Genomic DNA, 25,261 nt, shown 5'->3' on the forward strand with positions numbered 1-25,261 from the left:
CCGCCACCCCGCCGGTCGGAGCCCGACCGGGCGGGGAGGGGGGCGGCCGGCCCTGGAGAGGCGCTCAGCGGGCCTGGCCGAGGAACTTGACGATGCGGCCCACGCCTTCGACCAGGTCGTCGTCGCCGAGCGCGTAGGACAGGCGGAAGTAGCCCGGGGTGCCGAACGCCTCCCCGGGGACGACGGCCACCTCGGCCTCCTCCAGGACGAGCTCGGCCAGCTCGGCGGAGGTCGCCGGGCGACGGCCGCCGAAGTCCTTGCCCAGCAGCTCCTTGACCGACGGGTAGGCGTAGAAGGCGCCCTTCGGTTCGGGGCAGAACACGCCCGGGATCTCGTTGAGCATCCGGACCATGGTCTGGCGGCGGCGGTCGAAGGCCTCGCGCATCCGGGCCACGGCCGACAGGTCGCCGCCGACGGCGGCCAGCGCGGCGATCTGGGCGACGTTGGAGACGTTGGAGGTGGCGTGCGACTGCAGGTTGGTCGCGGCCTTGACGACGTCCTTGGGGCCGATCAGCCAGCCCACCCGCCAGCCGGTCATCGCGTAGGTCTTGGCGACGCCGTTGAGGATCATCACCTTGTCGCCCAGCTCGGGGGCCACCGTGGCGATGCTCGCGAACGTCGCGTCGCCGTAGGTCAGGTGCTCGTAGATCTCGTCCGTGACGACCCACAGGTCGTGCTCGGCGGCCCAGCGGCCGATCTGGGCGACCTGCTCGGGGGAGTACACCGCGCCGGTCGGGTTGGACGGGGAGACGAACAGCAGGACCTTGGTCCGGTCGGTGCGCGCCGCCTCCAGCTGCTCCACGCTCGCCAGGTAGCCGGTCGTCTCGTCGGTCACCACGTCGACCTGGACGCCGCCGGCCAGCTTGATCGCCTCGGGGTAGGTGGTCCAGTAGGGGGCGACGACCAGAACCTCGTCGCCCGGGTCGAGCAGCGTGGCGAACGCCTCGTAGACGGCCTGCTTGCCGCCGTTGGTGACCAGGACCTGGGCCGCGTCGACCTGGTAGCCGGAGTCGCGGAGCGTCTTGTCGGCGATGGCCTGCTTCAGCTCGGGAAGGCCGCCGGCCGGCGTGTACTTGTGGAACCTGGGGTTCCGGCACGCCTCGACGGCCGCCTCGACGATGTAGTCCGGAGTGGCGAAGTCCGGCTCGCCGGCGCCGAAGCCGATGACCGGGCGGCCTGCCGCCTTCATCGCCTTGGCCTTGGCGTCCACGGCCAGCGTGGCGGACTCTGAGATCGCGGAGATGCGTGTTGAGATGCGGGGACGGGTCATACCTCCATGGTTACAGACCTGTGCCGCTGTTCCCGCCGGGTATCCACCATCCGGACGGGCCGCTCCGGCAGGCCCGAGCGGCCCGGGAGAGATTCGCCGAGCTGGGCGATCGCCCGCCGGTTCGACGAAGTGGGCAATCACCCGTAGACTCCGGCATGTTCTTTCCGCCGCATGCGTGAACCGGCGGTCAAGACCGTGAGCCGCGGACAAACTTCGGTCCAACCGATGTATGGTGGTTCATGTCTTAGGGCACTAGCGCAATTGGTAGCGCACCGGTCTCCAAAACCGGCGGTTGGGGGTTCGAGTCCCTCGTGCCCTGCGAGGAGCGGTCCGCGCATCTGGCGTCTAGCGCGCCGCTGATATGCGTTGGACTCGATGGATTCAGGTGAGGACTGTGGCGATCGACACGCGCGGCGAAACCGCAGACAAGCCGAGCGGTGAGAAGAAGACGAAGCGCACTTCTCCCGCCCTTTTCTATCGGCAGGTTGTCGCCGAGCTGCGTAAGGTCATCTGGCCCACGCGCAAAGACCTCATTTCGTACACCATCATCGTCCTGGTCTTCGTTCTGATCATGGTCGGGATCGTGTCGGCTTTGGACGCGCTGTTCACCGAGGGCGTGCTGAGAATCTTCGGCGGAGCCTGAGCCGCGGTCTCCGGCGGGCGGGCCGCCCTGCGGACGAGTCCATCAGCCATCGACGAAAAGAGAAAGAGCACCGTGTCCGAGTCTGCACAGTCGGCCGGCGAGCCCCGCGAAGAGCGCGAGGACGAGCTGGAGAAGGCCGTAGACGTCACCGAGGATTCGCCTGGCGAGTTCGACGGGCAGGATGTCGACGCCGAAACCGACGCCGACGCCGAAAACGAGGCCGAGCAGGCCCCGGCCGGCGCCGTCGACGAAGACGGTGACGTCCTTCCCGACGTCGACCCGGTCGAGGAGTTCAAGCGGCACCTGCGGGGTCTGTTCGGCGAGTGGTACGTCATCCACTCCTACGCCGGTTACGAGAACCGCGTGAAGTCCAACATCGAGACCCGCACGCAGTCCCTCAACATGGAGGACTACATCTTCCAGGTCGAGGTGCCCACCCACCACGTGACCGAGATCAAGAGCGGCAAGCGCCAGCTGGTCAAGGAGCGGGTGCTGCCCGGCTACGTGCTGGTCCGGATGGAGCTCACCGACGAGTCCTGGTCCGCGGTGCGTAACACGCCCGGCGTGACCGGCTTCGTCGGCCTCTCCAACAAGCCGAGCCCGCTGAGCCTCGAAGAGGTCGCCAAGCTGCTCGCGCCCGAGCCGTCGGAAGAGGTCAAGAAGTCGACCGCGAAGGCCTCCGCCGCGACCGTCGACTTCGAGGTCGGTGAGTCCGTCACCGTCATGGACGGCCCGTTCGCCACGCTGCCCGCCACGGTCAGCGAGATCAGCGCCGAGTCGCAGAAGCTCAAGGTGCTCGTGTCGATCTTCGGCCGCGAGACCCCGGTCGAGCTCTCGTTCAACCAGGTCTCGAAGATCTAGGCCGGTCGCGTAGACTTCGTCAGTCTGCCCCGCGGTCGCGGGGATGTTCCGTCCACCGTGCCGGCCAAGCTGCGGTCGCCGTCGTGGGCCCAGCGGTGGTGGGCCCCGCGGTCGCGGGGACTGTAGGAACACCGTTCAGAGAAGAAGGACCCGGAGAGAAGCATGCCTCCTAAGAAGAAGCTCGCCGCGCTGGTCAAGGTTCAGCTCCCCGCTGGCCAGGCCACGCCCGCGCCGCCGGTCGGTACCGCCCTCGGTCCGCACGGCGTCAACATCATGGACTTCGTGAAGCAGTACAACGCTGCCACCGAGGCCCAGCGCGGCAACATCATCCCCGTTGAGATCACCATCTACGAGGACCGCACCTTCACCTTCGTCACGAAGACGCCTCCGGCGCCTGAGCTGATCAAGAAGGCCGCCGGTGTCGCGAAGGGTTCGGCCGTCCCGCAGAAGGACAAGGTCGGCAAGCTCACCAAGGAGCAGCTGCGCCAGATCGCCGAGACCAAGATGCAGGACCTCAACGCCAACGACATCGAGGCGGCCGAGAAGATCATCGCCGGCACCGCCCGGTCGATGGGCATCACGATCGCCGACTAGCGACACCCGCCGTACGGACCCGGCGGCGACCTCGCGGCGTGAAGCGCGTCCGCGAGATCGAGCAGGGGACGGCGGCGAACGCGATCTCGATCGCGTCAGACCACCAAACGTCGAAGTAAGTGGAGGGGCCGGCGCAGGCCCACACCACGGACACTCGGATTCACAGGAGTGAGCAAGTGAAGCGCAGCAAGGGATTCCGCGCCGCAGCGGCGCAGGTCGACCGCGACACCCTGTACAGCCCGGCCCAGGCGGCCAAGCTGGCCAAGGAGACCAACGTCGCCAAGTTCGACGCCACCGTCGAGGTGGCCCTGCGGCTGGGCGTCGACCCCCGCAAGGCCGACCAGATGGTCCGCGGCACCGTCAACCTCCCGCACGGCACCGGCAAGACCGCCCGGGTCCTGGTCTTCGCGACCGGTGACCGTGCCGAGGAGGCGCGCGCCGCGGGTGCCGACATCGTCGGTGCCGACGAGCTGATCGACGAGGTCGCCAAGGGCCGCCTCGACTTCGACGCCGTCGTCGCCACCCCGGACCTCATGGGCAAGGTCGGCCGCCTGGGCCGCGTGCTCGGCCCCCGTGGCCTGATGCCGAACCCCAAGACCGGCACCGTGACCCCGGCCGTCGGCAAGGCCGTCACCGACATCAAGGGCGGCAAGATCGAGTTCCGTGTCGACCGGCACGCGAACCTGCACTTCATCATCGGCAAGGTGTCCTTCGGCGAGCGTCAGCTCATCGAGAACTACGCCGCCGCCCTCGAAGAGGTGATCCGTCTCAAGCCGTCCGCGGCCAAGGGACGCTACGTCAAGAAGGTCGTCTTCTCCACGTCCATGGGCCCCGGCATCCAGGTCGACCCCAACCAGACGCGGGCGCTGACCGCCGAACTCGACGCCTGATACCAGACGTCTTTCGCAGCGGGCCTCAACCGAATGGCCATTCGGTTGAGGCCCTTCTTCGTTCTTCCGAAGGACGCGCTCGGCTTTCCCGACGCGTACTGTCGTAGTCAGGATCATCGGGGGAACGAAAGGATGAAGACGAAATGCGCCGATTGGCTCCGGCAGTGGCACTGGGAGCGGCCGCGCTCGTCGCGGTCGCGGGATGCGGTGCGCAGGGCACCGGCTCCCTCGGAAACGTCAAACTGGCCGCGGCCGACGCGGTGCAGCAGAGCGCGCAGAAGGCCGAGGAGGTCACCTCCTACTCCGCGGACCTGGTTCTCGACGCGAGCAGCCGAGAGAAGGGCGCGAGCAAGATCCAGGGCAGCATGCTCTACCAGAGCAGGCCCCAGCTGGCGACGGACATCAAGCTCGACACGCTCACCTTCGGCGGCCAGAACGTGCCCGGCGGGGCGCGGGCCATTCTGTCGGGTGAGACGGTCTATGTGAAGTCCGAGCTTCTCAGCAGGTTCGCCGGCGCCACCAAGCCGTGGGTCAAGATGCCGCTCAGCGAGCTCGACGCCGAGGGGCAGGCCGGGGTCAGGCGGTTCATGGACCAGGCCCAGCAGTTCGACCTGGCCGGCACCGTCAAGCTGCTGACCGCCTCGAAGGACGTCAAGGCGGTCGGCACCGAAACGGTCGGCGGGGTCGACACCACCCACTACAGCGGCACCTTCCCGGTGGCCGAGGCCGCACAGCTGCTCGACCCGGCCAAGCGCGAGAAGCTCCAGGAGGAGTTCTCGCGGGTCAAGGACGTGAAGTTCGACCTCTGGGCCGATGCGCAGAGCCTGCCCCGCAAGGTCACGCTCGGCGGCTCCGAGCAGGATATGACGTTCAGCCTGACGGCGTTCTTCAAGGGCTTCAACGAGCCCGTCGAGATCACCGCGCCGCCCGCCGACCAGGTGGGCGACCTGCCCGAGCACCGCGGCGGAAACTGAGGTTCTCCCGGGATTCGCGCCCCCCGCCCGCACGGGCGGGGGGCGCGGGCCTTTTCCCGCCGGCGGGGGCGGGATCGGCTTCCAGGACCGATTTGGCATTCGTGGACGGCAGGGCGTACGCTGTCAACGCCGAAGACCGCCGGTCGTCGTCAGGCCGCATGGCCTGATGACCTAAGGAGCCACGTCAGTGGACGGCCCGCGTAGGTGTGATGTGAGTTTTCATCTGGATTAACCTCCTTATGTGAGCCCCGTGCGCCTGCGCCGGGGCTTGTCTGTTTTTCATGGGCCCTTACCCCGGCGGCACATCTGGAAGGAGGCCCATGGCGAAGGCAGAAAAGGCAACGGCTGTCGCTGAGCTGAAGAGCAGCTTCGACGGCTCCAATGCTGCCGTTCTGACCGAATACCGCGGTCTCACCGTCGCCCAGCTCAAGCAGCTGCGCGTTTCTCTCGGTGAGAATGCGAAGTTCGCCGTGGTGAAGAACACGCTGACCAAGATCGCGGCCACCGAGGCCGGGTTCAACCAGCTCAACGACCTGCTCGCGGGTCCGTCGGCGATCGCGTTCGTCAACGGCGACGTGGTCGAGGCTGCCAAGAGTCTGCGTGACTTCGCCAAGGCCAATCCCCTCCTGGTCATCAAGGGCGGTGTCGTCGACGGCAAGTCGATGACGCCGGACGAGATCACCAAGCTTGCCGACCTCGAGTCGCGTGAGGTTCTCCTCGCGAAGCTGGCCGGTGCCATGAAGGCGAAGCAGGGCCACGCGGCCGCCGTCTTCAACGCGCTGCCCACCAACATGGCTCAGCTGGCCGAGGCACTGCGCGCCAAGCGCGAAGGCGCCGGCGAGTAGGTCCGCGCAGGCGGTCACAGGGGATTAACGCAACCGCGGTCCCAACTTTCCCAGTAGTCAGATCCGTATGGAGGAACCATCATGGCGAAGCTCAGCACCGACGAGCTGCTCGACGCTTTCAAGGAGATGACTCTCCTTGAGCTGTCCGACTTCGTGAAGCTCTTCGAGGAGACCTTCGACGTCAAGGCCGCCGCTCCGGTCGCCGTCGCCGCCGCTGCCGCCCCCGGTGCGGCCGCTGCCGAAGAGGTCGAGGAGCAGGACGAGTTCGACGTCGTCCTCGAGGCCGCCGGCGACAAGAAGATCCAGGTCATCAAGGAGATCCGCGCCCTGACGAGCCTGGGCCTCAAGGAGGCCAAGGACCTCGTTGACGGCGCTCCCAAGTCCGTCTTCGACGGCAAGGTCAACAAGGAGCAGGCCGAGAAGGCCAAGGCCGCCCTTGAGGGTGCCGGCGCGACGGTCACCGTCAAGTAGTTCGTCTTACCGGAAAGAGCGGGTCCACCTGGTGCCGGTGGCCCGCTCTTTTTGTGTTCGCCCTGTTGGACGCGATGTCTTATAACCGCGGCATAACGATCAGCGGAAGCTATTGGACCCTCTTCCAATTCGGGCGATCGCGGCTACGGTTGATGCAGTCGCAGGTTCTGTCGGCGAGGTCTCCGGCACGCCGCGGGACGGGCACGTCCCGCGGGCTCCTGAAGGGCGGCACGTGGGCGTCGAAGTCGTGGTAGAGGGTCTGACCAAGTCCTTCGGGAGGCAGGTCATCTGGGAGGACGTCACGCTGACGCTTCCCGCCGGCGAGATCTCCGTGCTGCTCGGCCCGTCCGGCACGGGCAAGTCCGTTTTCCTGAAGACCCTGGTGGGCCTGCTGAGGCCCGAACGCGGCCACATCTGGATCGACGGGCACGACCTCGCCAACTGCAGTGAGAACAAGCTCTACGAGCTCAGACGGCTGTTCGGCGTGCTGTTCCAGGACGGGGCGCTGTTCGGCTCGCTCAACCTCTACGACAACGTCGCCTTCCCGCTGCGCGAGCACACCAGGAAGAGCGAGACCGAGATCCGCCGCATCGTGATGGAGAAGATGGAGCTCGCCGGGCTGGCCGGCGCCGAAGGCAAGCTTCCCGGCGAGATCTCCGGTGGCATGCGCAAGCGCGCGGGCCTGGCCAGGGCACTGGTCCTCGACCCCGAGATCATCCTGTTCGACGAGCCCGACTCGGGCCTCGACCCGGTTCGCACGGCCTACATCAACCAGCTGATCGTGGATCTCAACGCGGAGACCGAGGCGACCTTCCTCATCGTCACCCACGACATCAACACCGCCCGTACGGTGCCCGACGACATCGGCCTGCTGTTCCGGCGTGAGCTGATCATGTTCGGGCCGAGGGAGATGCTGCTCTCCAGCGACGAGCCGGTGGTCCGGCAGTTCCTCAACGCCCGCAGGCACGGCCCGATCGGCATGACCGAGGAGAAGGACGTCTCCGAGCTGGAGGCCGAGGCCCAGATGGGGCACGATCCCGGCGGGCTGCCGCCGATCCCGCCGCAGCTGATGCCGAGCGAGAGCCGGATCCGCCGCACGCAGCGCCCGCCGGGTTCGTGGCTGGCCGCCAACGGGGTCATCCCGCCGCCCAACTCGTTCGTGGACGAGAGGGGCCGGAACTGGCTGGAGGAGTATCCCCGGCTGGTCACGGCGCACGTCCACGGCGCACGTTGACCGCGGGCGGGTAGCGGGCGTCCCGCCGTTCACCGCACGGAGCGAAACGCTGGGCGAAACGGCCCGAAGCAGGTGAGCAAAGGCTGGTATGCGGATCTGCGCGGCGGGTTATGATCCGGCGATCGGGGAGCATGCCGTCCCGGTGCGGGAAAGCCGCGCTCACCGGCTCGCGTTCCGCGGACCGTGCGATGGGAGAGAACGCATGGCAGTGCACGCCGCTCGCCCTCGCCGCCCCCGTCGCACGCCCAGGGGTGCGGCACCGGTGCTCGGAGTGCTGATCGCGATGCTGCTCGTCGCCGCGTTCTGGATCGGCACCGACCTGCGCGACGCCCAGGCGGCGGCGGACGACAGACAGGCGGCGACGCGGGCGGCGGGAGCGCACGCGGTGCATCTGCTCTCCGTCGGATACCGGAGCGTCGACGCCGACATCAAGCGAATCCTCGACGGCTCCACGGGTGAGGCCAGAGCCGAGTACGTCAGAACCGCCGCGGAGCGCCGGGAGAGCACGATCAAGGACAAGATCCTCCGTGCGGGCGCGCTGCGCGCCCTGGGGCTGGTCTCGCTGGCGGGGGACACGGCCCAGGTGATGGTGGTGGGCGACGAGGTGATCCGGTGGGACGGGAGTAAGAACGCTCCACGGGAACAGTTCCACCGGTGGAACATGGAAGTGACCAGGGTCGGGGGAGCCTGGCTCGTGTCCAAGGCGGAGCTGGTGCCGTGACGCGCGTCTCCCGGTTGGCGGTCGGACTCATGGCCGTTGTGGCGCTCGCGCTCGCGGCGGTGGTCTGGATCATGTTCACAGATCTCAGCAGGCTGCGCGCGGACGAGAGGGCGGGACGGGAGGCGCTCGCCGCGGCCCGGTCGGTCGCCTCCGACATGCTCTCCTATGACTATCGTACGATCGAACAGGATTTCGCACGGGCGGGCGGCTACACGACCGGGGCGCTCAGCCTGCATTACAGGCAGCTGACCAGGGGGATGGCCGCGCAGGCCAGGGAGCAGAAAGCCGTGCAGCAGGCGACGGTGATCGGGGCGGGCGTGGAGTCGGTGGAGTCCGGCGACTCCGGCGACTCCGGCCGGGTCCAGGTGCTGCTGTTCATGAACATGAGCACCGTGAAGACCCCGCAGGGGGAGAAGGAACCGCGCCGCCAGGTCAGCCAGAACCGGGCCAGGTTCATCATGGTCAAGAAGGACTCTCGCTGGTTCGTCGCCGAGCTCTCCACACTGCTCGGAGACCCTCCGTCGCCATGATCGGCGCGTCGCTTCATTCAATTGTTAGTAAAGCCTTGGTTTGGGATGGGTCCGAGGTTGGGTACACCTGCCACGGCAGCGTCGATCGTCAGTCGAACCACAGGCTGACGATCGAACCGCCGGGTGACTCAGCGTCAGCCGCACCAGGTCGGACATCGTGTTGGATCCTGGGGTGTGCGCAGGTCACCCGGTGGGAAAACTCCCAGGGTCTCGGCTATTTCCCGGCCGAAATGTCAGCTCCCGGGCTTGACGTTTCGGCTCTGACGGGCGATGCTGCGACCAACGTGGAGCTTGCAGTGAGACTGAGGTGGACAGGTGTGTGCCGTTCGGCTACACTGCCCCTTTGCGCTGCCCTTTGACGACCCGCTTCTTTTGGTGCTCTGATGCATGGTCGTCTGGCGTGCGTGTAGTCAGTCCGCCGCGAGCCCTCGGAAGGACATCTGTTGGCAGCCTCGCGCAACGCCTTCGCCGTACCCGCCGGTCCCCGTCGTGTGTCTTTCGCACGAATCCAGGAGCCGCTCGAAGTTCCTGATCTTCTCGCTCTTCAGACCGAGTCCTTCGACTGGTTGCTCGGCAACGAGAAGTGGAAGGGGCGGGTCGAGGCGGCTCGCCAGGCCGGGCGCAAGGACGTTCCGGCCCAGTCGGGCCTCGAAGAGATCTTTGAGGAGATCAGTCCCATCGAGGACTTCTCCGGGACCATGTCCCTGTCGTTCCGGGACCACCGGTTCGAGCCGCCCAAGTACTCAGTCGATGAGTGCAAAGACAAGGACATGACCTACTCCGCCCCGATGTTCGTCACGGCGGAGTTCATCAATAACACCACTGGTGAGATCAAGAGCCAGACCGTGTTCATGGGCGACTTCCCGCTCATGACCGGCAAGGGCACATTCATCATCAACGGCACCGAGCGTGTCGTGGTCTCCCAGCTGGTCCGGTCCCCGGGTGTCTACTTCGACCGCAGCGTCGACAAGACCTCGGACAAGGACCTCTACGGATGCAAGGTCATCCCGTCTCGGGGTGCCTGGCTGGAATTCGAGATCGACAAGCGCGACAGCGTCGGTGTGCGCATCGACCGCAAGCGCAAGCAGGCCGTGACCGTGCTGCTCAAGGCGCTGGGCTGGACCAGCGAGCAGATCCTGGAGCGGTTCGGGCAGTACGAGTCCATGCGGGCGACCCTGGAGAAGGACCACACGGCCGGCCAGGACGACGCGCTGCTGGACATCTACCGCAAGCTGCGCCCGGGCGAGCCGCCGACCAAGGAGTCGGCGCAGACGCTGCTGGAGAACCTCTACTTCAACTCCAAGCGCTACGACCTGGCCAAGGTCGGCCGTTACAAGATCAACAAGAAGCTCGGGGTCGACAGCGAGATCACCCAGGGCACGCTCACCGAGGACGACATCGTCGCCACCATCGAGTACATCGTCCGGCTGCACGCCGGCGAGGTGTCGATGCCCGGCGCCAACGGTGAGATCGTCGTCGAGACCGACGACATCGACCACTTCGGCAACCGCCGTCTTCGCACGGTGGGCGAGCTCATCCAGAACCAGGTCCGCCTGGGCCTGGCCCGCATGGAGCGTGTCGTCCGCGAGCGGATGACGACCCAGGACGTCGAGGCGATCACGCCGCAGACCCTGATCAACATCCGCCCGGTGGTGGCCTCGATCAAGGAGTTCTTCGGCACCTCCCAGCTGTCGCAGTTCATGGACCAGACCAACCCGCTCGCCGGCCTGACGCACAAGCGTCGTCTGTCCGCGCTGGGCCCCGGTGGTCTCTCCCGTGAGCGGGCCGGCTTCGAGGTCCGCGACGTGCACCCGTCCCACTACGGCCGGATGTGCCCGATCGAGACGCCGGAAGGCCCGAACATCGGTCTGATCGGCTCGCTGGCCTCCTTCGGCCGGGTCAACTCCTTCGGGTTCGTCGAGACCCCGTACCGCAAGGTCGTCGACGGCCGGGTCACCGACCAGGTCGAGTACCTGACCGCGGACGAGGAGGACCGGTACGTCATCGCCCAGGCGAACACGCCGATCGGTCCTGACGGAACGTTCCTTGAGCCGAGGGTGCTCGTCCGCAGGAAGGGCGGGGAGTTCGAGTCCCTGCGCGCCAACGAGGTCGACTACATGGACGTCTCGGCACGCCAGATGGTGTCGGTGGCGACCGCGATGATCCCGTTCCTGGAGCACGACGACGCCAACCGCGCGCTCATGGGCTCCAACATGCAGCGCCAGTCGGTGCCGCTGCTCAAGAGCGAGGCGCCGCTGGTGGGCACCGGCATGGAGTACCGTGCCGCGACCGACGCCGGTGACGTCATCACCGCCGAGAAGGCGGGCGTGGTCGAGGAGGTCTCCGCCGACTACGTCACGGTGATGAACGACGACGGCACCCGTACCACCTACCGTGTCGCCAAGTTCAAGCGCTCCAACCAGGGCACCTGCTTCAACCAGAAGCCGATCGTCGCCGAAGGCGACCGGATCGAGGTCAACCAGGTCGTCGCCGACGGTCCCTGCACCGACGACGGTGAGATGGCCCTGGGCAAGAACCTCCTGGTGGCGTTCATGCCGTGGGAGGGCCACAACTACGAGGACGCGATCATCCTCTCCCAGCGCCTGGTGCAGGACGACGTCCTGTCCTCGATCCACATCGAGGAGCACGAGGTCGACGCCCGCGACACCAAGCTGGGCCCCGAGGAGATCACCCGGGACATCCCGAACGTCTCCGAGGAGGTCCTGGCCGACCTCGACGAGCGCGGCATCATCCGCATCGGCGCCGAGGTCGTGCCCGGCGACATCCTCGTCGGCAAGGTCACCCCCAAGGGAGAGACCGAGCTGACCCCCGAGGAGCGGCTGCTGCGCGCGATCTTCGGTGAGAAGGCCCGCGAGGTCCGTGACACCTCGCTGAAGGTGCCGCACGGTGAGCAGGGCAAGGTCATCGGGGTGCGGGTGTTCAGCCGCGAGGAGGGCGACGAGCTCCCGCCGGGGGTCAACGAGCTGGTCCGCGTCTACGTGGCCCAGAAGCGTAAGATCACCGACGGTGACAAGCTGGCCGGCCGCCACGGCAACAAGGGTGTCATCTCCAAGATCCTTCCGGTGGAGGACATGCCGTTCCTGGAGGACGGCACGGCGGTCGACATCATCCTCAACCCGCTGGGCGTGCCCGGCCGGATGAACGTCGGCCAGGTCCTGGAGACCCATCTGGGGTGGATCGCGGCCAGAGGCTGGGACATCTCCGGTGTCCAGGAGGCCTGGGCCGAGCGGCTGCGCGACAAGGGTTTCGCGGAGGTCGACCCGCGCACCAACATGGCCACGCCGGTGTTCGACGGCGCCAACGAGGAGGAGATCGTCGGCCTGCTCGACAACACCCTGGTCAACCGGGACGGCGGGCGCATGGTCGGCGCGAACGGCAAGGCCCGGCTGTTCGACGGCCGCTCCGGCGAGCCGTTCCCGCACCCGATCTCGGTCGGCTACATCTACATCCTGAAGCTGCTCCACCTGGTCGACGACAAGATCCACGCCCGCTCGACCGGCCCGTACTCGATGATCACCCAGCAGCCGCTCGGTGGTAAGGCCCAGTTCGGTGGCCAGCGCTTCGGTGAGATGGAGGTCTGGGCACTGGAGGCCTACGGCGCCGCCTACGCCCTGCAGGAGCTGCTGACCATCAAGTCCGACGACGTTCTGGGCCGGGTGAAGGTCTACGAGGCGATCGTCAAGGGCGAGAACATCCCCGAGCCGGGCATCCCGGAGTCCTTCAAGGTGCTCATCAAGGAAATGCAGTCGCTGTGCCTGAACGTCGAGGTGCTCTCCAGCGACGGCATGTCCATCGAGATGCGCGACACCGACGAAGACGTCTTCCGCGCCGCGGAAGAACTCGGCATCGACCTGTCCCGGCGTGAGCCGAGCAGCGTCGAAGAGGTCTGATCTAGAAGCTGAGGAGGGGATTACAAGTGCTCGACGTCAACTTCTTCGACGAGCTTCGGATCGGCCTCGCGACCGCCGACGACATCCGCCAGTGGTCGCACGGCGAGGTGAAGAAGCCCGAAACCATCAACTACCGGACGCTCAAGCCCGAGAAGGACGGACTCTTCTGCGAGAAGATCTTCGGTCCGACCCGCGACTGGGAGTGCTACTGCGGTAAGTACAAGCGCGTCCGCTTCAAGGGCATCATCTGTGAGCGCTGTGGCGTCGAGGTGACCCGCGCCAAGGTGCGTCGTGAGCGGATGGGCCACATCGAGCTGGCCGCGCCCGTCACGCATATCTGGTACTTCAAGGGTGTCCCGTCCCGTCTGGGATACCTGCTCGACCTGGCCCCGAAGGACCTCGAGAAGGTCATCTACTTCGCGGCCTACATGATCACGCATGTCGACAAGGAAATGCGCGAGCGTGACCTGCCGTCGCTGGAGGCGAAGATCTCCGTCGAGCGGCAGCACGTCGAGCAGCGCCGTGACGCCGACATCGAGGCTCGCCAGCGCAAGCTGGAGACCGACCTGGCCGAGCTTGAGGCCGCCGGCGCCAAGGGCGACCAGCGCCGCAAGGTACGTGAGGGCGCCGAGCGCGAGATGCGGCAGCTGCGTGACCGGGCCCAGCGCGAGCTGGACCGGCTGGACGAGGTCTGGAGCCGCTTCAAGAACCTCAAGGTCCAGGACCTTGAGGGCGACGAGCTGCTCTACCGCGAGATGCGCGACCGCTTCGGCCGTTACTTCCGCGGCGGCATGGGCGCCCAGGCCATCCAGGAGCGCCTGACCAACTTCGACCTCGCCCTTGAGGCCGAGAACCTGCGCGAGACGATCCGCAGTGGCAAGGGCCAGAAGAAGGCCCGCGCGCTCAAGCGTCTCAAGGTCGTGTCGGCGTTCCTGAACACCCGCAACTCGCCCAACGGGATGGTCCTTGACTGCATCCCGGTCATTCCGCCGGACCTGCGCCCCATGGTGCAGCTCGACGGTGGCCGGTTCGCCACCTCGGACCTGAACGACCTGTACCGTCGCGTGATCAACCGGAACAACCGCCTCAAGCGGCTTCTCGACCTCGGTGCCCCCGAGATCATCGTGAACAACGAGAAGCGGATGCTCCAGGAGGCCGTCGACGCGCTGTTCGACAACGGCCGCCGCGGCCGCCCGGTCACCGGCCCTGGCAACCGCCCCCTGAAGTCCCTCAGCGACATGCTGAAGGGCAAGCAGGGCCGGTTCCGCCAGAACCTGCTGGGCAAGCGAGTCGACTACTCCGGCCGTTCGGTCATCGTCGTCGGCCCGCAGCTGAAGCTGCACCAGTGCGGTCTGCCCAAGCAGATGGCGCTGGAGCTCTTCAAGCCGTTCGTGATGAAGCGCCTGGTCGACCTGAACCACGCGCAGAACATCAAGTCGGCCAAGCGGATGGTCGAGCGTGCCCGCCCGGTCGTGTGGGACGTCCTCGAAGAGGTCATCACCGAGCACCCCGTGCTGCTCAACCGCGCGCCGACCCTGCACCGCCTGGGCATCCAGGCCTTCGAGCCGCAGCTGGTCGAGGGCAAGGCCATCCAGATCCACCCGCTCGTCTGCACCGCGTTCAACGCGGACTTCGACGGCGACCAGATGGCCGTGCACCTGCCGCTGTCCGCCGAGGCGCAGGCCGAGGCCCGCATCCTGATGCTGTCGACGAACAACATCCTGAAGCCGGCCGACGGCAAGCCCGTGACCATGCCCACCCAGGACATGATCATCGGCCTCTACTCGTTGACCACGATCAAGGACGAGGACGAGAACGGCGTCGGCCAGGGACGGGTCTTCGGCTCGGTGTCGGAGGCGCTGATGGCCTTCGACCGCCGGGAGCTCGACATCCAGTCGCCGATCCAGATCCGGATGCGGGGGGACGTCCCGCCGCCCCGCGGCTGGGCGGGCCCCGACGGCTGGGAGGCCGGTGACAGCTACCGCCTGGAGACCACTCTGGGCCGGTGCCTGTTCAACCAGACCCTGCCGGCGAACTACCCGTACGTGAACTCGCAGGTCGGCAAGAAGCAGCTGTCGGTCATCGTCAACGAGCTCGCCGAGAAGTACCCCAAGGTCGAGGTCGCGGCCGCGCTCGACGCCCTCAAGGACGCCGGTTTCTACTGGGCGACCAGGGCCGGTGTGACGATCTCCATCGAGGACGTCATCGCGCCGCCGAACAAGTCCGAGATCATGGAGACGTACGAGCGCCGGGCCGACAAGGTCCAGCGCGAGTACGAGCGTGGTCTGATCACGGACGAGGAGCGTCGTCAGGAGCTCATCGAGATCTGGACGCACGCGACCAGTGACGTGACCGACGACATGCAGAAGGCGTTCCCGAAGACCAACCCGGTCTGGATGATGGTCCAGTCGGGCGCCCGAGGAAACCTGATGCAGGTCCGGCAGATCTCCGGCATCCGTGGTCTGGTGTCCAACACCAAGGGCGAGACGATCCCGCGCCCGATCAAGGCCTCGTTCCGCGAGGGCCTGTCGGTGCTGGAGTACTTCATCTCCACCCACGGCCAGCGGAAGGGGCTGGCGGACACCGCGCTGCGGACCGCCGACTCGGGGTACCTGACCCGTCGTCTGGTGGACGTCGCGCAGGACGTCATCGTCCGCGAGATCGACTGCGGCACCGACCGCGCCGTCCCGCTGCACGTCGCCGACCGCGACTCTCAGGGCAACCTGGTCAAGGCGGAGAACGCCGAGAGCAACGTGCACGGCCGCATCCTCGCCGAGGACGTGGAGGTGGACGGCAAGATCATCGTGCCGGTGGGCGTCGACATCAACGACATCCACGTCACCGCCCTGGTCGAGGCCGGAGTGGAGACCGTCAGGACCCGCAGCGCTCTCGTCTGCGAGGCCAAGATCGGTGTCTGCGCCACCTGCTACGGCCGCTCGCTCGCGACCGGCAAGCTCGTGGACGTCGGCGAGGCGGTCGGCATCATCGCCGCCCAGTCGATCGGCGAGCCCGGCACCCAGCTGACGATGCGGACCTTCCACACCGGTGGTGTGGCGGGCGCCGACATCACCCACGGTCTGCCCCGTGTCCAGGAGCTTTTCGAGGCGCGCGTCCCCAAGGGCGTCGCCCCGATCAGCGAGGCCGAGGGCCGGGTCCGCGTCGACGAGACCGACAAGACCCGGAAGATCGTGATCGTCCCGGACGACGGTTCCGAGGAGGTCGCCTACCCGGTGTCGATGCGTTCGCGCATGCTGGTCTCCGACGGGCAGCGGGTCAAGGTCGGCCAGCAGCTGATCGCCGGTGCCGTCAACCCCAACGAGGTGCTGCGCATCCTCGGCCCCCGGGCCGTGCAGCTGCACCTCGTGGCGGAGGTCCAGCAGGTCTACCGCTCGCAGGGTGTGTCGATCCACGACAAGCACATCGAGATCATCGTGCGGCAGATGCTCAAGCGCGTGAACGTGCTGGAGTCCGGCGACGCCGACATGCTGCCCGGCGAGCTCGTCGAGCGGCCGCGCTTCGAGCGGATCAACCGCGAGTGCGTGGCGGAGGGCGGCACGCCGGCCTCCGGGCGTCCGGTGCTGATGGGTATCACCAAGGCCTCGCTCGCCACCGAGTCCTGGCTGTCCGCGGCGTCCTTCCAGGAGACGACCCGAGTGCTCACCGACGCGGCGATCCACGCCAAGTCGGACTCGCTGCTCGGCCTCAAGGAGAACGTCATCATCGGAAAGCTCATCCCGGCCGGTACCGGCATGCCGCAGTACCGCAACATCCGGGTCGAGCCCACCGAGGAGGCCAAGGCCGCGATGTACACGGTCGGCGGCTACGACGGCTCCGCGGCGGACTACACCTTCGGTTCGGGCTCCGGTGAGGCCGTTCCGCTGGAGGAGTACGACTTCGGTCAGTACAACCGCTAAGTGATCGCAGACGGCGCCCGGTCCCCGGCAGGGGGCCGGGCGCCGTTGCCTTTCCACCGTGTTCACGTCCGTGACGGGTGGGTGTGGTCCTTTCTTGACCGGAATGTTGCGGCGAAAGCCGTACGTTAATGAAGAGAACGGCCGGAGAAGTGCTCTGCGACGGGTAAACTCGACGTGGACCCGAAAGCGGTCGGTCGGAAACCGGTCGTGGGAGTCATGACACGAATGCGGGCGCCCGGAGCGGTGCCCTACGGGTGCGGCCGTTTTGACGTGTTGCGCTCGGCTGGGTAGTCTTGCCCTTCGTGCTCATGTCTTCATGGGCCCTCATGCGTGTGCGTCGGACAGGTTCCCGCTGGGAGTCGACAGGGGCGCCGCATGGCCTCCTCCACCGGACCGGCCTTGACCGGGTTGTGGCGTGACAAGTGCGCGACACGCCCGACCGCGTGGGTCGGAGGGGATGAAAGAACCGCAGGTCATGACACCGGCAGCACCTGCAAAATGCACGACATTCGATTAACCGGCTAGCACGAACGGAGACGCGGTGCCCACGATTCAGCAGCTGGTCCGCAAGGGCCGCCAGGACAAGGTCACCAAGACCAAGACCCCGGCGCTCAAGGCCAGCCCTCAGCGACGCGGCACCTGCATGCGCGTTTACACCACGACCCCCAAGAAGCCGAACTCCGCCCTCCGCAAGGTCGCGCGTGTCCGGCTCACCAACGGTATCGAGGTCACGGCCTACATCCCCGGTGTCGGTCACAACCTCCAGGAGCACTCCATCGTGCTCGTCCGCGGTGGTCGTGTGAAGGACCTGCCGGGTGTTCGCTACAAGATCATCCGTGGTTCGCTCGACACCCAGGGTGTCCGTAACCGCAAGCAGGCCCGTAGCCGTTACGGCGCGAAGAAGGAGAAGTAAGAATGCCTCGCAAGGGTTCTCCTGGCCGTCGTCAGCTCATGGCTGACCCGGTTCACAACTCGCCCCTGGTCACCGCGCTTATCAACAAGGTGCTCCTGGACGGCAAGCGGTCCATCGCTCAGTCCATCGTGTACGGCGCCCTCGAAGGTGCCAAGGAGAAGACCGGCAACGACCCGGTCGTCACCCTGAAGCGCGCGCTGGACAACGTCAAGCCCACCCTTGAGGTCCGCAGCCGCCGTGTCGGTGGCGCGACCTACCAGGTCCCGGTCGAGGTGCGCGCCGCGCGCAGCACCACTCTGGCCCTGCGCTGGCTGGTGCAGTACTCCCGGGCCCGCCGCGAGAAGACCATGACCGAGCGCCTCATGAACGAACTGCTCGATGCCAGCAACGGCCTCGGCGCAAGCGTCAAGAAGCGTGAGGACACCCACAAGATGGCCGAGTCCAACAAGGCCTTCGCCCACTACCGCTGGTAACAGCGGCTTCGACGAGACGACGAGGACGCGAGAGAAGTGGCCACCACGACCGCTCTTGACCTGGCCAAGGTCCGCAACATCGGGATCATGGCCCACATCGACGCGGGCAAGACCACGACGACTGAGCGCATCCTGTTCTACACCGGTATCAACTACAAGATCGGTGAGGTCCACGAGGGCGCAGCCACGATGGACTGGATGGAGCAGGAGCAGGAGCGTGGTATTACCATCACCTCCGCTGCTACGACCTGCGAGTGGCTTGGCCACACGATCAACATCATCGACACGCCGGGTCACGTGGACTTCACGATCGAGGTGGAGCGCTCGCTCCGCGTCCTCGACGGTGCCGTCGCCGTGTTCGACGGCGTTGCGGGCGTCGAGCCCCAGTCCGAAACGGTGTGGCGTCAGGCCGACCGTTACGAAGTTCCCAGGATCTGCTTCGTCAACAAGCTGGACCGGGTCGGCGCGGAGTTCCACCGCTGCGTCGACATGATGATCAGCCGCCTGAACGCGACCCCCGCGGTTCTTCAGCTTCCCTGGGGCGTCGAGGCCGACTTCAAGGGCGTCATCGACCTGGTCAAGATGAAGGGTCTGCTCTGGAGCGCCGAGGCGGCCAAGGGCGAGATGTACGAGACCGTCGACATCCCGGCCGAGCACGCCGAGGCCGCTCGCGAGTGGCGTGACAAGCTGGTCGAGACGGTCGCCGAGAACGACGACGAGCTGATGGAGCTCTTCCTGGAGGGCGTCGAGCCCACCGAGGAGCAGCTGGTCGCGGCCATCCGCCGCGCGACGCTGAGCAGCGCCATCAACCCGGTCCTGACCGGCACCGCGTTCAAGAACAAGGGCATTCAGCCCCTGCTCGACGCGATCGTCGCCTACCTTCCCGCCCCGACCGACATCCCGGCCTTCAAGGGCCACGCGGTCGGCAAGGAAGACGAGATCATCGAGCGCCACGCGGATGTGAACGAGCCGTTCTCCGCGCTGGCATTCAAGATCATGAGCGACCAGCACCTGGGCCGTCTCACCTACATCCGCATCTACTCGGGCACGCTCGAGACCGGCACCGCCGTGATCAACGCGGTGAAGGGCCGTAAGGAGCGGATCGGCAAGATCTACCAGATGCACGCCAACAAGCGCGAGGAGCGCGGGTCGGCCGTCGCCGGTCAGATCGTCGCCGTCATGGGCCTGAAGGACACCACCACCGGTGACACCCTGGCCGACCCGGCTCACCCCGTGGTCCTGGAGTCGATGAACTTCCCGGCGCCGGTCATCAGCGTCGCCATCGAGCCCAAGACCAAGGGCGACCAGGAGAAGCTGGGCACCGCGATCCAGCGTCTGGCCGAGGAGGACCCGTCCTTCCAGGTCCGTCGTGACGAGGAGACCGGGCAGACGGTCATCTGGGGTATGGGCGAGCTCCACCTGGAGATCCTCGTCGACCGGATGCGCCGCGAGTTCAAGGTCGAGGCCAACATCGGCCGGCCTCAGGTGGCCTACCGGGAGACCATCCGCCGCAAGGTGGAGAAGGTCGACTACGTCCACAAGAAGCAGACCGGTGGTTCCGGCCAGTTCGCCAAGGTCATCATCGACATTGAGCCGCTGGGCGAGGGCAACGACGGTTACGAGTTCGAGAACAAGGTCTCCGGTGGCCGCATCCCGAGGGAGTACATCCCCTCGGTCGACGCGGGCGCCCAGGAGGCGGCCGAGTTCGGTGTTCTCGCCGGCTACCCCATGGTCGGGGTCAAGGTCACCCTGCAGGACGGTGCCTACCACGAGGTGGACTCGTCCGAAATGGCCTTCAAGATCGCCGGCTCGATGGCCTTCAAGGAGGCCGCGCGCAAGGCGGACGCCGTAATCCTGGAGCCGATGATGGCCGTCGAGGTCACCACGCCCGAGGACTACATGGGTGACGTCATCGGTGACCTCAACGGTCGTCGCGGACAGATCCAGGCGATGGACGAGCGCTCCGGCGCCCGGATCGTCAAGGCGCTCGTGCCGCTCTCTGAGATGTTCGGCTACGTGGGAGACCTCCGTAGCAAGACGCAGGGACGCGCGAGCTACAGCATGCAGTTCGACTCCTACGCGGAAGTGCCCGCGCACATCGCCAAGGAGATCGTCGCGAAGGTGCGGGGCGAGTAGCCCAGCACTCACTTTGGTACGGGTGGCGGGGAGACTCGCCGCCCGTTGCCGGGGGTGCGGGGCGAGAGCTTTCTCGCGGGCCGGTTCCGACAGGGGCCGGTCTCCCCGAACCCGAATATGAAGACGCAAGTCACGTCAGAATCTCTAAGGAGAGAGCAGTGGCCAAGGCCAAGTTCGAGCGGACCAAGCCGCACGTAAACATCGGCACCATTGGGCACATCGACCACGGCAAGACCACTCTGACCGCGGCGATCACCAAGGTGCTCCACGAGCGTTTCCCGAACCTCAACGAGGCGACCCCGTTCGACAAGATCGACAAGGCGCCCGAGGAGAAGGCTCGTGGTATCACGATCTCCATCGCGCACGTCGAGTACCAGACGGAGAAGCGCCACTACGCCCACGTGGACTGCCCCGGTCACGCCGACTACGTGAAGAACATGATCACCGGTGCGGCTCAGATGGACGGTGCGATCCTCGTGGTCGCCGCCACCGACGGCCCGATGCCGCAGACGAAGGAGCACGTCCTCCTGGCCCGCCAGGTCGGCGTCCCCTACATCGTCGTGGCCCTCAACAAGTCCGACATGGTGGACGACGAGGAGATCCTGGAGCTCGTCGAGCTTGAGGTCCGCGAGCTCCTCTCGGCTCAGGAGTTCCCCGGCGACGACCTGCCGGTCGTCCGCGTCTCGGCGCTGAAGGCGCTTGAGGGCGACGCCAAGTGGGGCGACTCGATCATCGAGCTCATGACCGCGGTGGACGAGAACGTCCCCGAGCCGGTCCGTGAGACCGACAAGCCGTTCCTGATGCCGGTCGAGGACGTCTTCTCGATCACCGGTCGCGGCACGGTCGTCACCGGCCGTATCGAGCGCGGTATCGTCAAGGTCAGCGAGACCGTCGACATCATCGGCATCAAGGAGACCAAGACCACCACCACGGTCACCGGTGTCGAGATGTTCCGCAAGCTCCTCGACGAGGGCCAGGCGGGTGACAACGTCGGTCTGCTCCTGCGCGGCATCAAGCGCGAGGACGTCGAGCGCGGCCAGTGCATCATCAAGCCGGGCACGACCACCCCGCACACCGAGTTCGAGGCCCAGGTCTACATCCTGAGCAAGGACGAGGGCGGCCGCCACACGCCGTTCTTCAACAACTACCGCCCGCAGTTCTACTTCCGTACGACTGACGTGACCGGCGTGGTGAACCTCCCCGAGGGCACCGAGATGGTCATGCCGGGCGACAACACCGAGATGAGCGTCGCGCTCATCCAGCCCATCGCGATGGAGGACGGTCTCAAGTTCGCCATCCGTGAGGGTGGCCGCACCGTCGGTGCGGGTCGAGTGACCAAGATCATCAAGTAGTACGATCGCGGAGTGGCGGTCGGCCCTCGACGAAAGGGCCGGCCGCTTCCCCACGAGGGGCCCGCGCCGCAGGGCGCGGACCCCGGCAGGACCCCACGAACCGTGATCTCGCAGTTGGTTCGGCCGAACGATGACCGAAGTAACTGCCAGATCACGGAAGAAAGCGCGGACTCACAGCGTCTGCTACGTGGGGCATGCGCGGAGAACGTCGCCCCAGGGCGAAGTGGGCTCCGCGCAACATGGAGGGGACGTCCGAGACGGACCCGGCCATGACACAGCGGCAACAGGCCGCACGTAACTTTTTCAGACGACAGTGAAGGACACCGAGGCCATTATGGCGGGACAGAAGATCCGCATTCGGCTCAAGGCCTATGACCACGAGGTCATCGACGTCTCGGCCAAGAAGATCGTCGAGACGGTGACAAGGACTGGCGCCAAGGTCGCGGGCCCGGTGCCGCTGCCGACCGAGAAGAACGTGTACTGCGTCATCCGCTCGCCGCACAAGTACAAGGACAGTCGCGAGCACTTTGAGATGCGCACGCACAAGCGGCTGATTGACATCATCGACCCGACGCCGAAGACGGTCGACTCGCTCATGCGACTCGACCTTCCCGCCGGCGTTGACATCTCGATCAAGCTCTGAGGGAACGCACTGACATGGCTAAGCAGATCAAGGGCGTCCTGGGCAAGAAGCTCGGCATGACCCAGGTCTTCGACGCGGACAACCGGATGGTCCCGGTGACCGTCGTCGAGGCCGGTCCGTGCGTCGTGACCCGCGTCCGCACCGCTGAGAAGGACGGCTACACCGCCATCCAGCTGGGCTTCGGACAGGTCGACCCGCGGAAGGTCAACAAGCCGCTCGGCGACTACCTGCGCAAGCACGACATCACCCCGCGCCGTTACTTCGCGGAGATCCGCACTGACGACGTGAGCGAGTACACCCTGGGCCAGGAGCTCTCGGCCGACACCTTCGAGGCCGGCCAGTACGTCGACGTGACGGGCAAGAGCAAGGGCAAGGGCTACGCGGGTGTCATGAAGCGGCACGGCTTCAAGGGCCTGGGCGCTTCGCACGGTACGCAGCGCAAGCACCGCTCGCCGGGTTCCATCGGTGGTTGCGCCACCCCGGGCCGCGTCTTCAAGGGCGTGCGCATGGCCGGCCGGATGGGCAACGCCCGCACGACCATCCAGAGCCTCAAGGTCCACGCCGTGGACGCCGAGAAGGGCCTCATCCTGATCAAGGGTGCGATCCCCGGCGCCAACGGCAGCCTGGTCCTGGTCCGCACCGCCGCCAAGAAGGGGGCTGCCAAGTGAGCACCATTGACGTCCTCGACGTGAGCGGCGACAAGGCCGGGACCGTCGACCTGCCGGAGGACATCTTCGGCACGAAGGTCAACATCCCGCTGATCCACCAGGTCGTCGTGGCCCAGCTCGCCGCTCGCCGGCAGGGCACCCACAAGGCCAAGACCCGTGGTGAGGTCAGTGGCGGCGGCAAGAAGCCGTACCGCCAGAAGGGCACCGGCCGCGCCCGCCAGGGTTCGACCCGCGCTCCGCAGTTCACCGGCGGTGGCACCGTCCACGGTCCGGTTCCGCGGGACTACTCGCAGAAGACTCCCAAGAAGATGAAGGCCGCCGCCCTGCGCGGGGCCCTGTCCGACAGGGCGACCGGGGGCCGCGTTCACGTGGTCAGCGGTCTGGTCGCGGGGGAGACCCCGAAGACCAAGGCGGCTCTCGAGTCGCTTCGCAGGATCACCAAGGCCCGTAGCGTCCTGGTCGTCGTGGACGAGGGTGACGAGCTCAGCTGGCTGAGCCTGCGTAACGCTCCCGAGGTCCACCTGCTGGACGCCGGGCAGCTCAACACCTACGACGTGCTCTGCTACGACGACGTCGTTTTCACTCAGGCGGCGTACGACCAGGTCGTCGCGCGTCTGAGCAAGAGCGGGAAGGAAGACGCCTGATGGAGAAGATCGCCGACCCGCGCGACATCATCATCAAGCCGGTTGTCTCCGAGAAGAGCTACGGCCTGATCGACGAGCACAACAAGTACACGTTCCTGGTGCGGAAGACGGCCAACAAGACGCAGGTCAAGATCGCTGTTGAGAAGATCTTCGGCGTCAAGGTGGCCAGCGTCAACACCATCAACCGCCAGGGCAAGCGTAAGCGGACCAGGTTCGGTTACGGCCAGCGTCCGGCTACCAAGCGAGCGATCGTCAGCCTGGTCGAAGGCGACCGGATTGACATCTTCGGCCAGATCGGCTGACGCGCTCGCTCAGTAAGTACAGGGAGAAGCCCCTCACCGCCAGGTGAGGGGCGTTCGACCGGATTAACCGACGAAGGATGAACGAAAAAGATGGGCATCCGTAAACTCAAGCCGACGACCCCGGGTCGCCGCGGCGCCAGCGTCTCGGACTTTGCCGAGATCACGCGCAGCACGCCCGAGAAGTCGCTGCTTGCACCCCTGCACAGCAAGGGTGGCCGTAACGTCCACGGCCGTGTCACCACCCGTCACCAGGGTGGTGGCCACAAGCGCGCCTACCGGATCATCGATTTCCGGCGTCACGACAAGGACGGGATTCCGGCCAAGGTCGCTCACATCGAGTACGACCCGAACCGCACCTCCCGTATCGCGCTGCTGCACTACGCCGACGGGGAGAAGCGCTACATCCTCTGCCCGACCGGCCTCAAGCAGGGCGACAAGATCGAGAACGGCCCCACGGCCGACATCAAGCCGGGCAACTGCCTCCCGCTGCGCAACATCCCGACCGGTACCTTCATCCACGCGGTGGAGCTCCGTCCGGGCGGTGGCGCCAAGCTGGGCCGGTCCGCCGGCGCGCAGATTCAGCTCCTCGCCAAGGAGGGCCAGTACGCCACGCTGCGTATGCCCTCCGGTGAGATGCGCCAGGTCGACGTTCGCTGCCGGGCCTCCATCGGCCAGGTCGGCAACGCCGAGCAGGCCAACATCAACTGGGGTAAGGCCGGACGTATGCGGTGGAAGGGCAAGCGCCCCACCGTCCGCGGTGTCGCGATGAACCCGGTCGACCACCCGCACGGTGGTGGTGAGGGTAAGACCTCCGGCGGTCGTCACCCCGTCAACCCCAAGGGCAAGCCCGAGGGTCGTACTCGTGCGGCGAACAAGGCCAGCGACCGGCTGATCATCCGCCGTCGTACCAAGCGGAAGAAGCGGTAGGAGCAGCCAAAATGCCACGTAGCCTCAAGAAGGGTCCCTTCGTGGACGACCACCTTCAGAAGAAGGTGGATGTCCAGAACGAGAAGGGCACCAAAAACGTCATCAAGACGTGGTCGCGGCGCTCCATGATCGTGCCCGACATGCTCGGTCACACGATCGCCGTTCACGACGGCCGCAAGCACGTCCCGGTGTTCGTCACCGAGTCGATGATCGGTCACAAGCTGGGCGAGTTCGCGCCGACGCGGACCTTCCGCAGCCACGTCAAGGAAGACCGCCGCAGCCGGCGATAAGCGCCTTAGGGAGAGGAAGTCGAGCCGGGAACAAACGGCACGACGGACTCGCCCG

23 protein-coding genes and 1 tRNA gene are annotated in these 25,261 nt (G+C 66.5%); 23 read left to right on the top strand and 1 reads right to left on the bottom strand.

The features are described from left to right. Nucleotides 1-64 precede the first annotated feature (64 nt). A complete protein-coding gene (locus AB0K21_RS01060) occupies nucleotides 65-1,270 on the bottom strand; it encodes a pyridoxal phosphate-dependent aminotransferase (RefSeq protein WP_364146903.1) in 1,206 nt (401 codons plus the stop codon). Nucleotides 1,271-1,516: 246 nt separating this feature from the next. Here AB0K21_RS01060 and AB0K21_RS01065 point away from each other — a divergent pair. From AB0K21_RS01065 to rpsS, 23 genes are all read left to right on the top strand, one after another. Next, nucleotides 1,517-1,589: transfer RNA gene (locus tag AB0K21_RS01065), tRNA-Trp, on the top strand. A 75-nt stretch (nucleotides 1,590-1,664) separates the two neighbouring features. After that, the gene (secE, locus tag AB0K21_RS01070; RefSeq protein ID WP_329089906.1) at nucleotides 1,665-1,913 is read left to right on the top strand and encodes a preprotein translocase subunit SecE; all 249 of its coding nucleotides are present in this window, start codon (nucleotides 1,665-1,667) and stop codon (nucleotides 1,911-1,913) included. A 72-nt stretch (nucleotides 1,914-1,985) separates the two neighbouring features. Next, nucleotides 1,986-2,774 carry a transcription termination/antitermination protein NusG gene (gene nusG / locus AB0K21_RS01075; RefSeq protein ID WP_343968371.1) on the top strand — a complete coding sequence of 263 codons (789 nt, stop codon included), beginning with the start codon at nucleotides 1,986-1,988 and terminating at the stop codon, nucleotides 2,772-2,774. Nucleotides 2,775-2,936: 162 nt separating this feature from the next. After that, the gene (rplK, locus tag AB0K21_RS01080) at nucleotides 2,937-3,368 is read left to right on the top strand and encodes a 50S ribosomal protein L11 (protein WP_343968369.1); all 432 of its coding nucleotides are present in this window, start codon (nucleotides 2,937-2,939) and stop codon (nucleotides 3,366-3,368) included. Nucleotides 3,369-3,544: 176 nt separating this feature from the next. Further along, nucleotides 3,545-4,258, top strand: coding sequence for a 50S ribosomal protein L1 (gene rplA, locus AB0K21_RS01085; RefSeq protein ID WP_030923988.1), 714 nt, complete (start codon nucleotides 3,545-3,547; stop codon nucleotides 4,256-4,258). Between the two features lie 143 nt (nucleotides 4,259-4,401). Then, entirely contained in the window at nucleotides 4,402-5,232 is an 831-nt protein-coding gene (locus AB0K21_RS01090) for an LppX_LprAFG lipoprotein (RefSeq protein ID WP_343968366.1), read from the top strand. A 320-nt stretch (nucleotides 5,233-5,552) separates the two neighbouring features. Further along, nucleotides 5,553-6,077, top strand: a complete 525-nt coding sequence (rplJ, locus tag AB0K21_RS01095) for a 50S ribosomal protein L10 (RefSeq protein WP_343968364.1) — start codon at nucleotides 5,553-5,555, stop codon at nucleotides 6,075-6,077. Nucleotides 6,078-6,158: 81 nt separating this feature from the next. Then, complete coding sequence (rplL, locus tag AB0K21_RS01100; RefSeq protein WP_030923997.1) at nucleotides 6,159-6,548, top strand: 50S ribosomal protein L7/L12; 390 nt, start codon at nucleotides 6,159-6,161, stop codon at nucleotides 6,546-6,548. 232 nt (nucleotides 6,549-6,780) lie between these two features. Then, nucleotides 6,781-7,782, top strand: a complete 1,002-nt coding sequence (locus AB0K21_RS01105) for an ABC transporter ATP-binding protein (RefSeq protein WP_343968359.1) — start codon at nucleotides 6,781-6,783, stop codon at nucleotides 7,780-7,782. A 202-nt stretch (nucleotides 7,783-7,984) separates the two neighbouring features. Further along, entirely contained in the window at nucleotides 7,985-8,503 is a 519-nt protein-coding gene (locus tag AB0K21_RS01110; RefSeq protein ID WP_343968357.1) for a hypothetical protein, read from the top strand. Beyond that, nucleotides 8,500-9,033: a hypothetical protein gene (locus tag AB0K21_RS01115; protein WP_364146909.1), complete on the top strand. Its 534-nt coding sequence runs from the start codon at nucleotides 8,500-8,502 to the stop codon at nucleotides 9,031-9,033. Before AB0K21_RS01110 ends, AB0K21_RS01115 begins: the two co-directional genes overlap by 4 nt. A gap of 443 nt (nucleotides 9,034-9,476) precedes the next feature. Next, nucleotides 9,477-12,944: a DNA-directed RNA polymerase subunit beta gene (gene rpoB, locus AB0K21_RS01120; protein ID WP_343968353.1), complete on the top strand. Its 3,468-nt coding sequence runs from the start codon at nucleotides 9,477-9,479 to the stop codon at nucleotides 12,942-12,944. 26 nt (nucleotides 12,945-12,970) lie between these two features. Next, the gene (locus tag AB0K21_RS01125; RefSeq protein ID WP_343968351.1) at nucleotides 12,971-16,858 is read left to right on the top strand and encodes a DNA-directed RNA polymerase subunit beta'; all 3,888 of its coding nucleotides are present in this window, start codon (nucleotides 12,971-12,973) and stop codon (nucleotides 16,856-16,858) included. 541 nt (nucleotides 16,859-17,399) lie between these two features. Then, nucleotides 17,400-17,771 carry a 30S ribosomal protein S12 gene (rpsL, locus tag AB0K21_RS01130; RefSeq protein ID WP_012887826.1) on the top strand — a complete coding sequence of 124 codons (372 nt, stop codon included), beginning with the start codon at nucleotides 17,400-17,402 and terminating at the stop codon, nucleotides 17,769-17,771. A 2-nt stretch (nucleotides 17,772-17,773) separates the two neighbouring features. Beyond that, on the top strand, nucleotides 17,774-18,244 hold the full coding sequence (gene rpsG / locus AB0K21_RS01135; RefSeq protein ID WP_012887827.1) for a 30S ribosomal protein S7: 471 nt from the start codon (nucleotides 17,774-17,776) through the stop codon (nucleotides 18,242-18,244). A gap of 36 nt (nucleotides 18,245-18,280) precedes the next feature. Next, nucleotides 18,281-20,380, top strand: coding sequence for an elongation factor G (fusA, locus tag AB0K21_RS01140; RefSeq protein WP_343968345.1), 2,100 nt, complete (start codon nucleotides 18,281-18,283; stop codon nucleotides 20,378-20,380). A 158-nt stretch (nucleotides 20,381-20,538) separates the two neighbouring features. Continuing rightward, nucleotides 20,539-21,732, top strand: coding sequence for an elongation factor Tu (gene tuf / locus AB0K21_RS01145; RefSeq protein ID WP_343968342.1), 1,194 nt, complete (start codon nucleotides 20,539-20,541; stop codon nucleotides 21,730-21,732). A gap of 334 nt (nucleotides 21,733-22,066) precedes the next feature. Beyond that, a complete protein-coding gene (rpsJ, locus tag AB0K21_RS01150) occupies nucleotides 22,067-22,375 on the top strand; it encodes a 30S ribosomal protein S10 (RefSeq protein WP_030912931.1) in 309 nt (102 codons plus the stop codon). 14 nt (nucleotides 22,376-22,389) lie between these two features. Then, entirely contained in the window at nucleotides 22,390-23,043 is a 654-nt protein-coding gene (gene rplC / locus AB0K21_RS01155) for a 50S ribosomal protein L3 (RefSeq protein ID WP_343968340.1), read from the top strand. Beyond that, nucleotides 23,040-23,687: a 50S ribosomal protein L4 gene (rplD, locus tag AB0K21_RS01160; protein WP_343968338.1), complete on the top strand. Its 648-nt coding sequence runs from the start codon at nucleotides 23,040-23,042 to the stop codon at nucleotides 23,685-23,687. The genes rplC and rplD overlap by 4 nt, the downstream gene beginning before the upstream one ends. Next, nucleotides 23,687-23,989 carry a 50S ribosomal protein L23 gene (gene rplW / locus AB0K21_RS01165; protein WP_030912923.1) on the top strand — a complete coding sequence of 101 codons (303 nt, stop codon included), beginning with the start codon at nucleotides 23,687-23,689 and terminating at the stop codon, nucleotides 23,987-23,989. Before rplD ends, rplW begins: the two co-directional genes overlap by 1 nt. A gap of 90 nt (nucleotides 23,990-24,079) precedes the next feature. Next, nucleotides 24,080-24,916 carry a 50S ribosomal protein L2 gene (gene rplB, locus AB0K21_RS01170; RefSeq protein WP_271220144.1) on the top strand — a complete coding sequence of 279 codons (837 nt, stop codon included), beginning with the start codon at nucleotides 24,080-24,082 and terminating at the stop codon, nucleotides 24,914-24,916. A gap of 11 nt (nucleotides 24,917-24,927) precedes the next feature. Beyond that, nucleotides 24,928-25,206 carry a 30S ribosomal protein S19 gene (rpsS, locus tag AB0K21_RS01175; RefSeq protein WP_012887835.1) on the top strand — a complete coding sequence of 93 codons (279 nt, stop codon included), beginning with the start codon at nucleotides 24,928-24,930 and terminating at the stop codon, nucleotides 25,204-25,206. Nucleotides 25,207-25,261: the final 55 nt, after the last annotated feature.

The sequence above is a fragment of the Streptosporangium sp. NPDC049248 genome (genome assembly GCF_040678965.1).
Taxonomy (GTDB): Bacteria; Actinomycetota; Actinomycetes; order Streptosporangiales; family Streptosporangiaceae; genus Streptosporangium; species Streptosporangium fukuiense.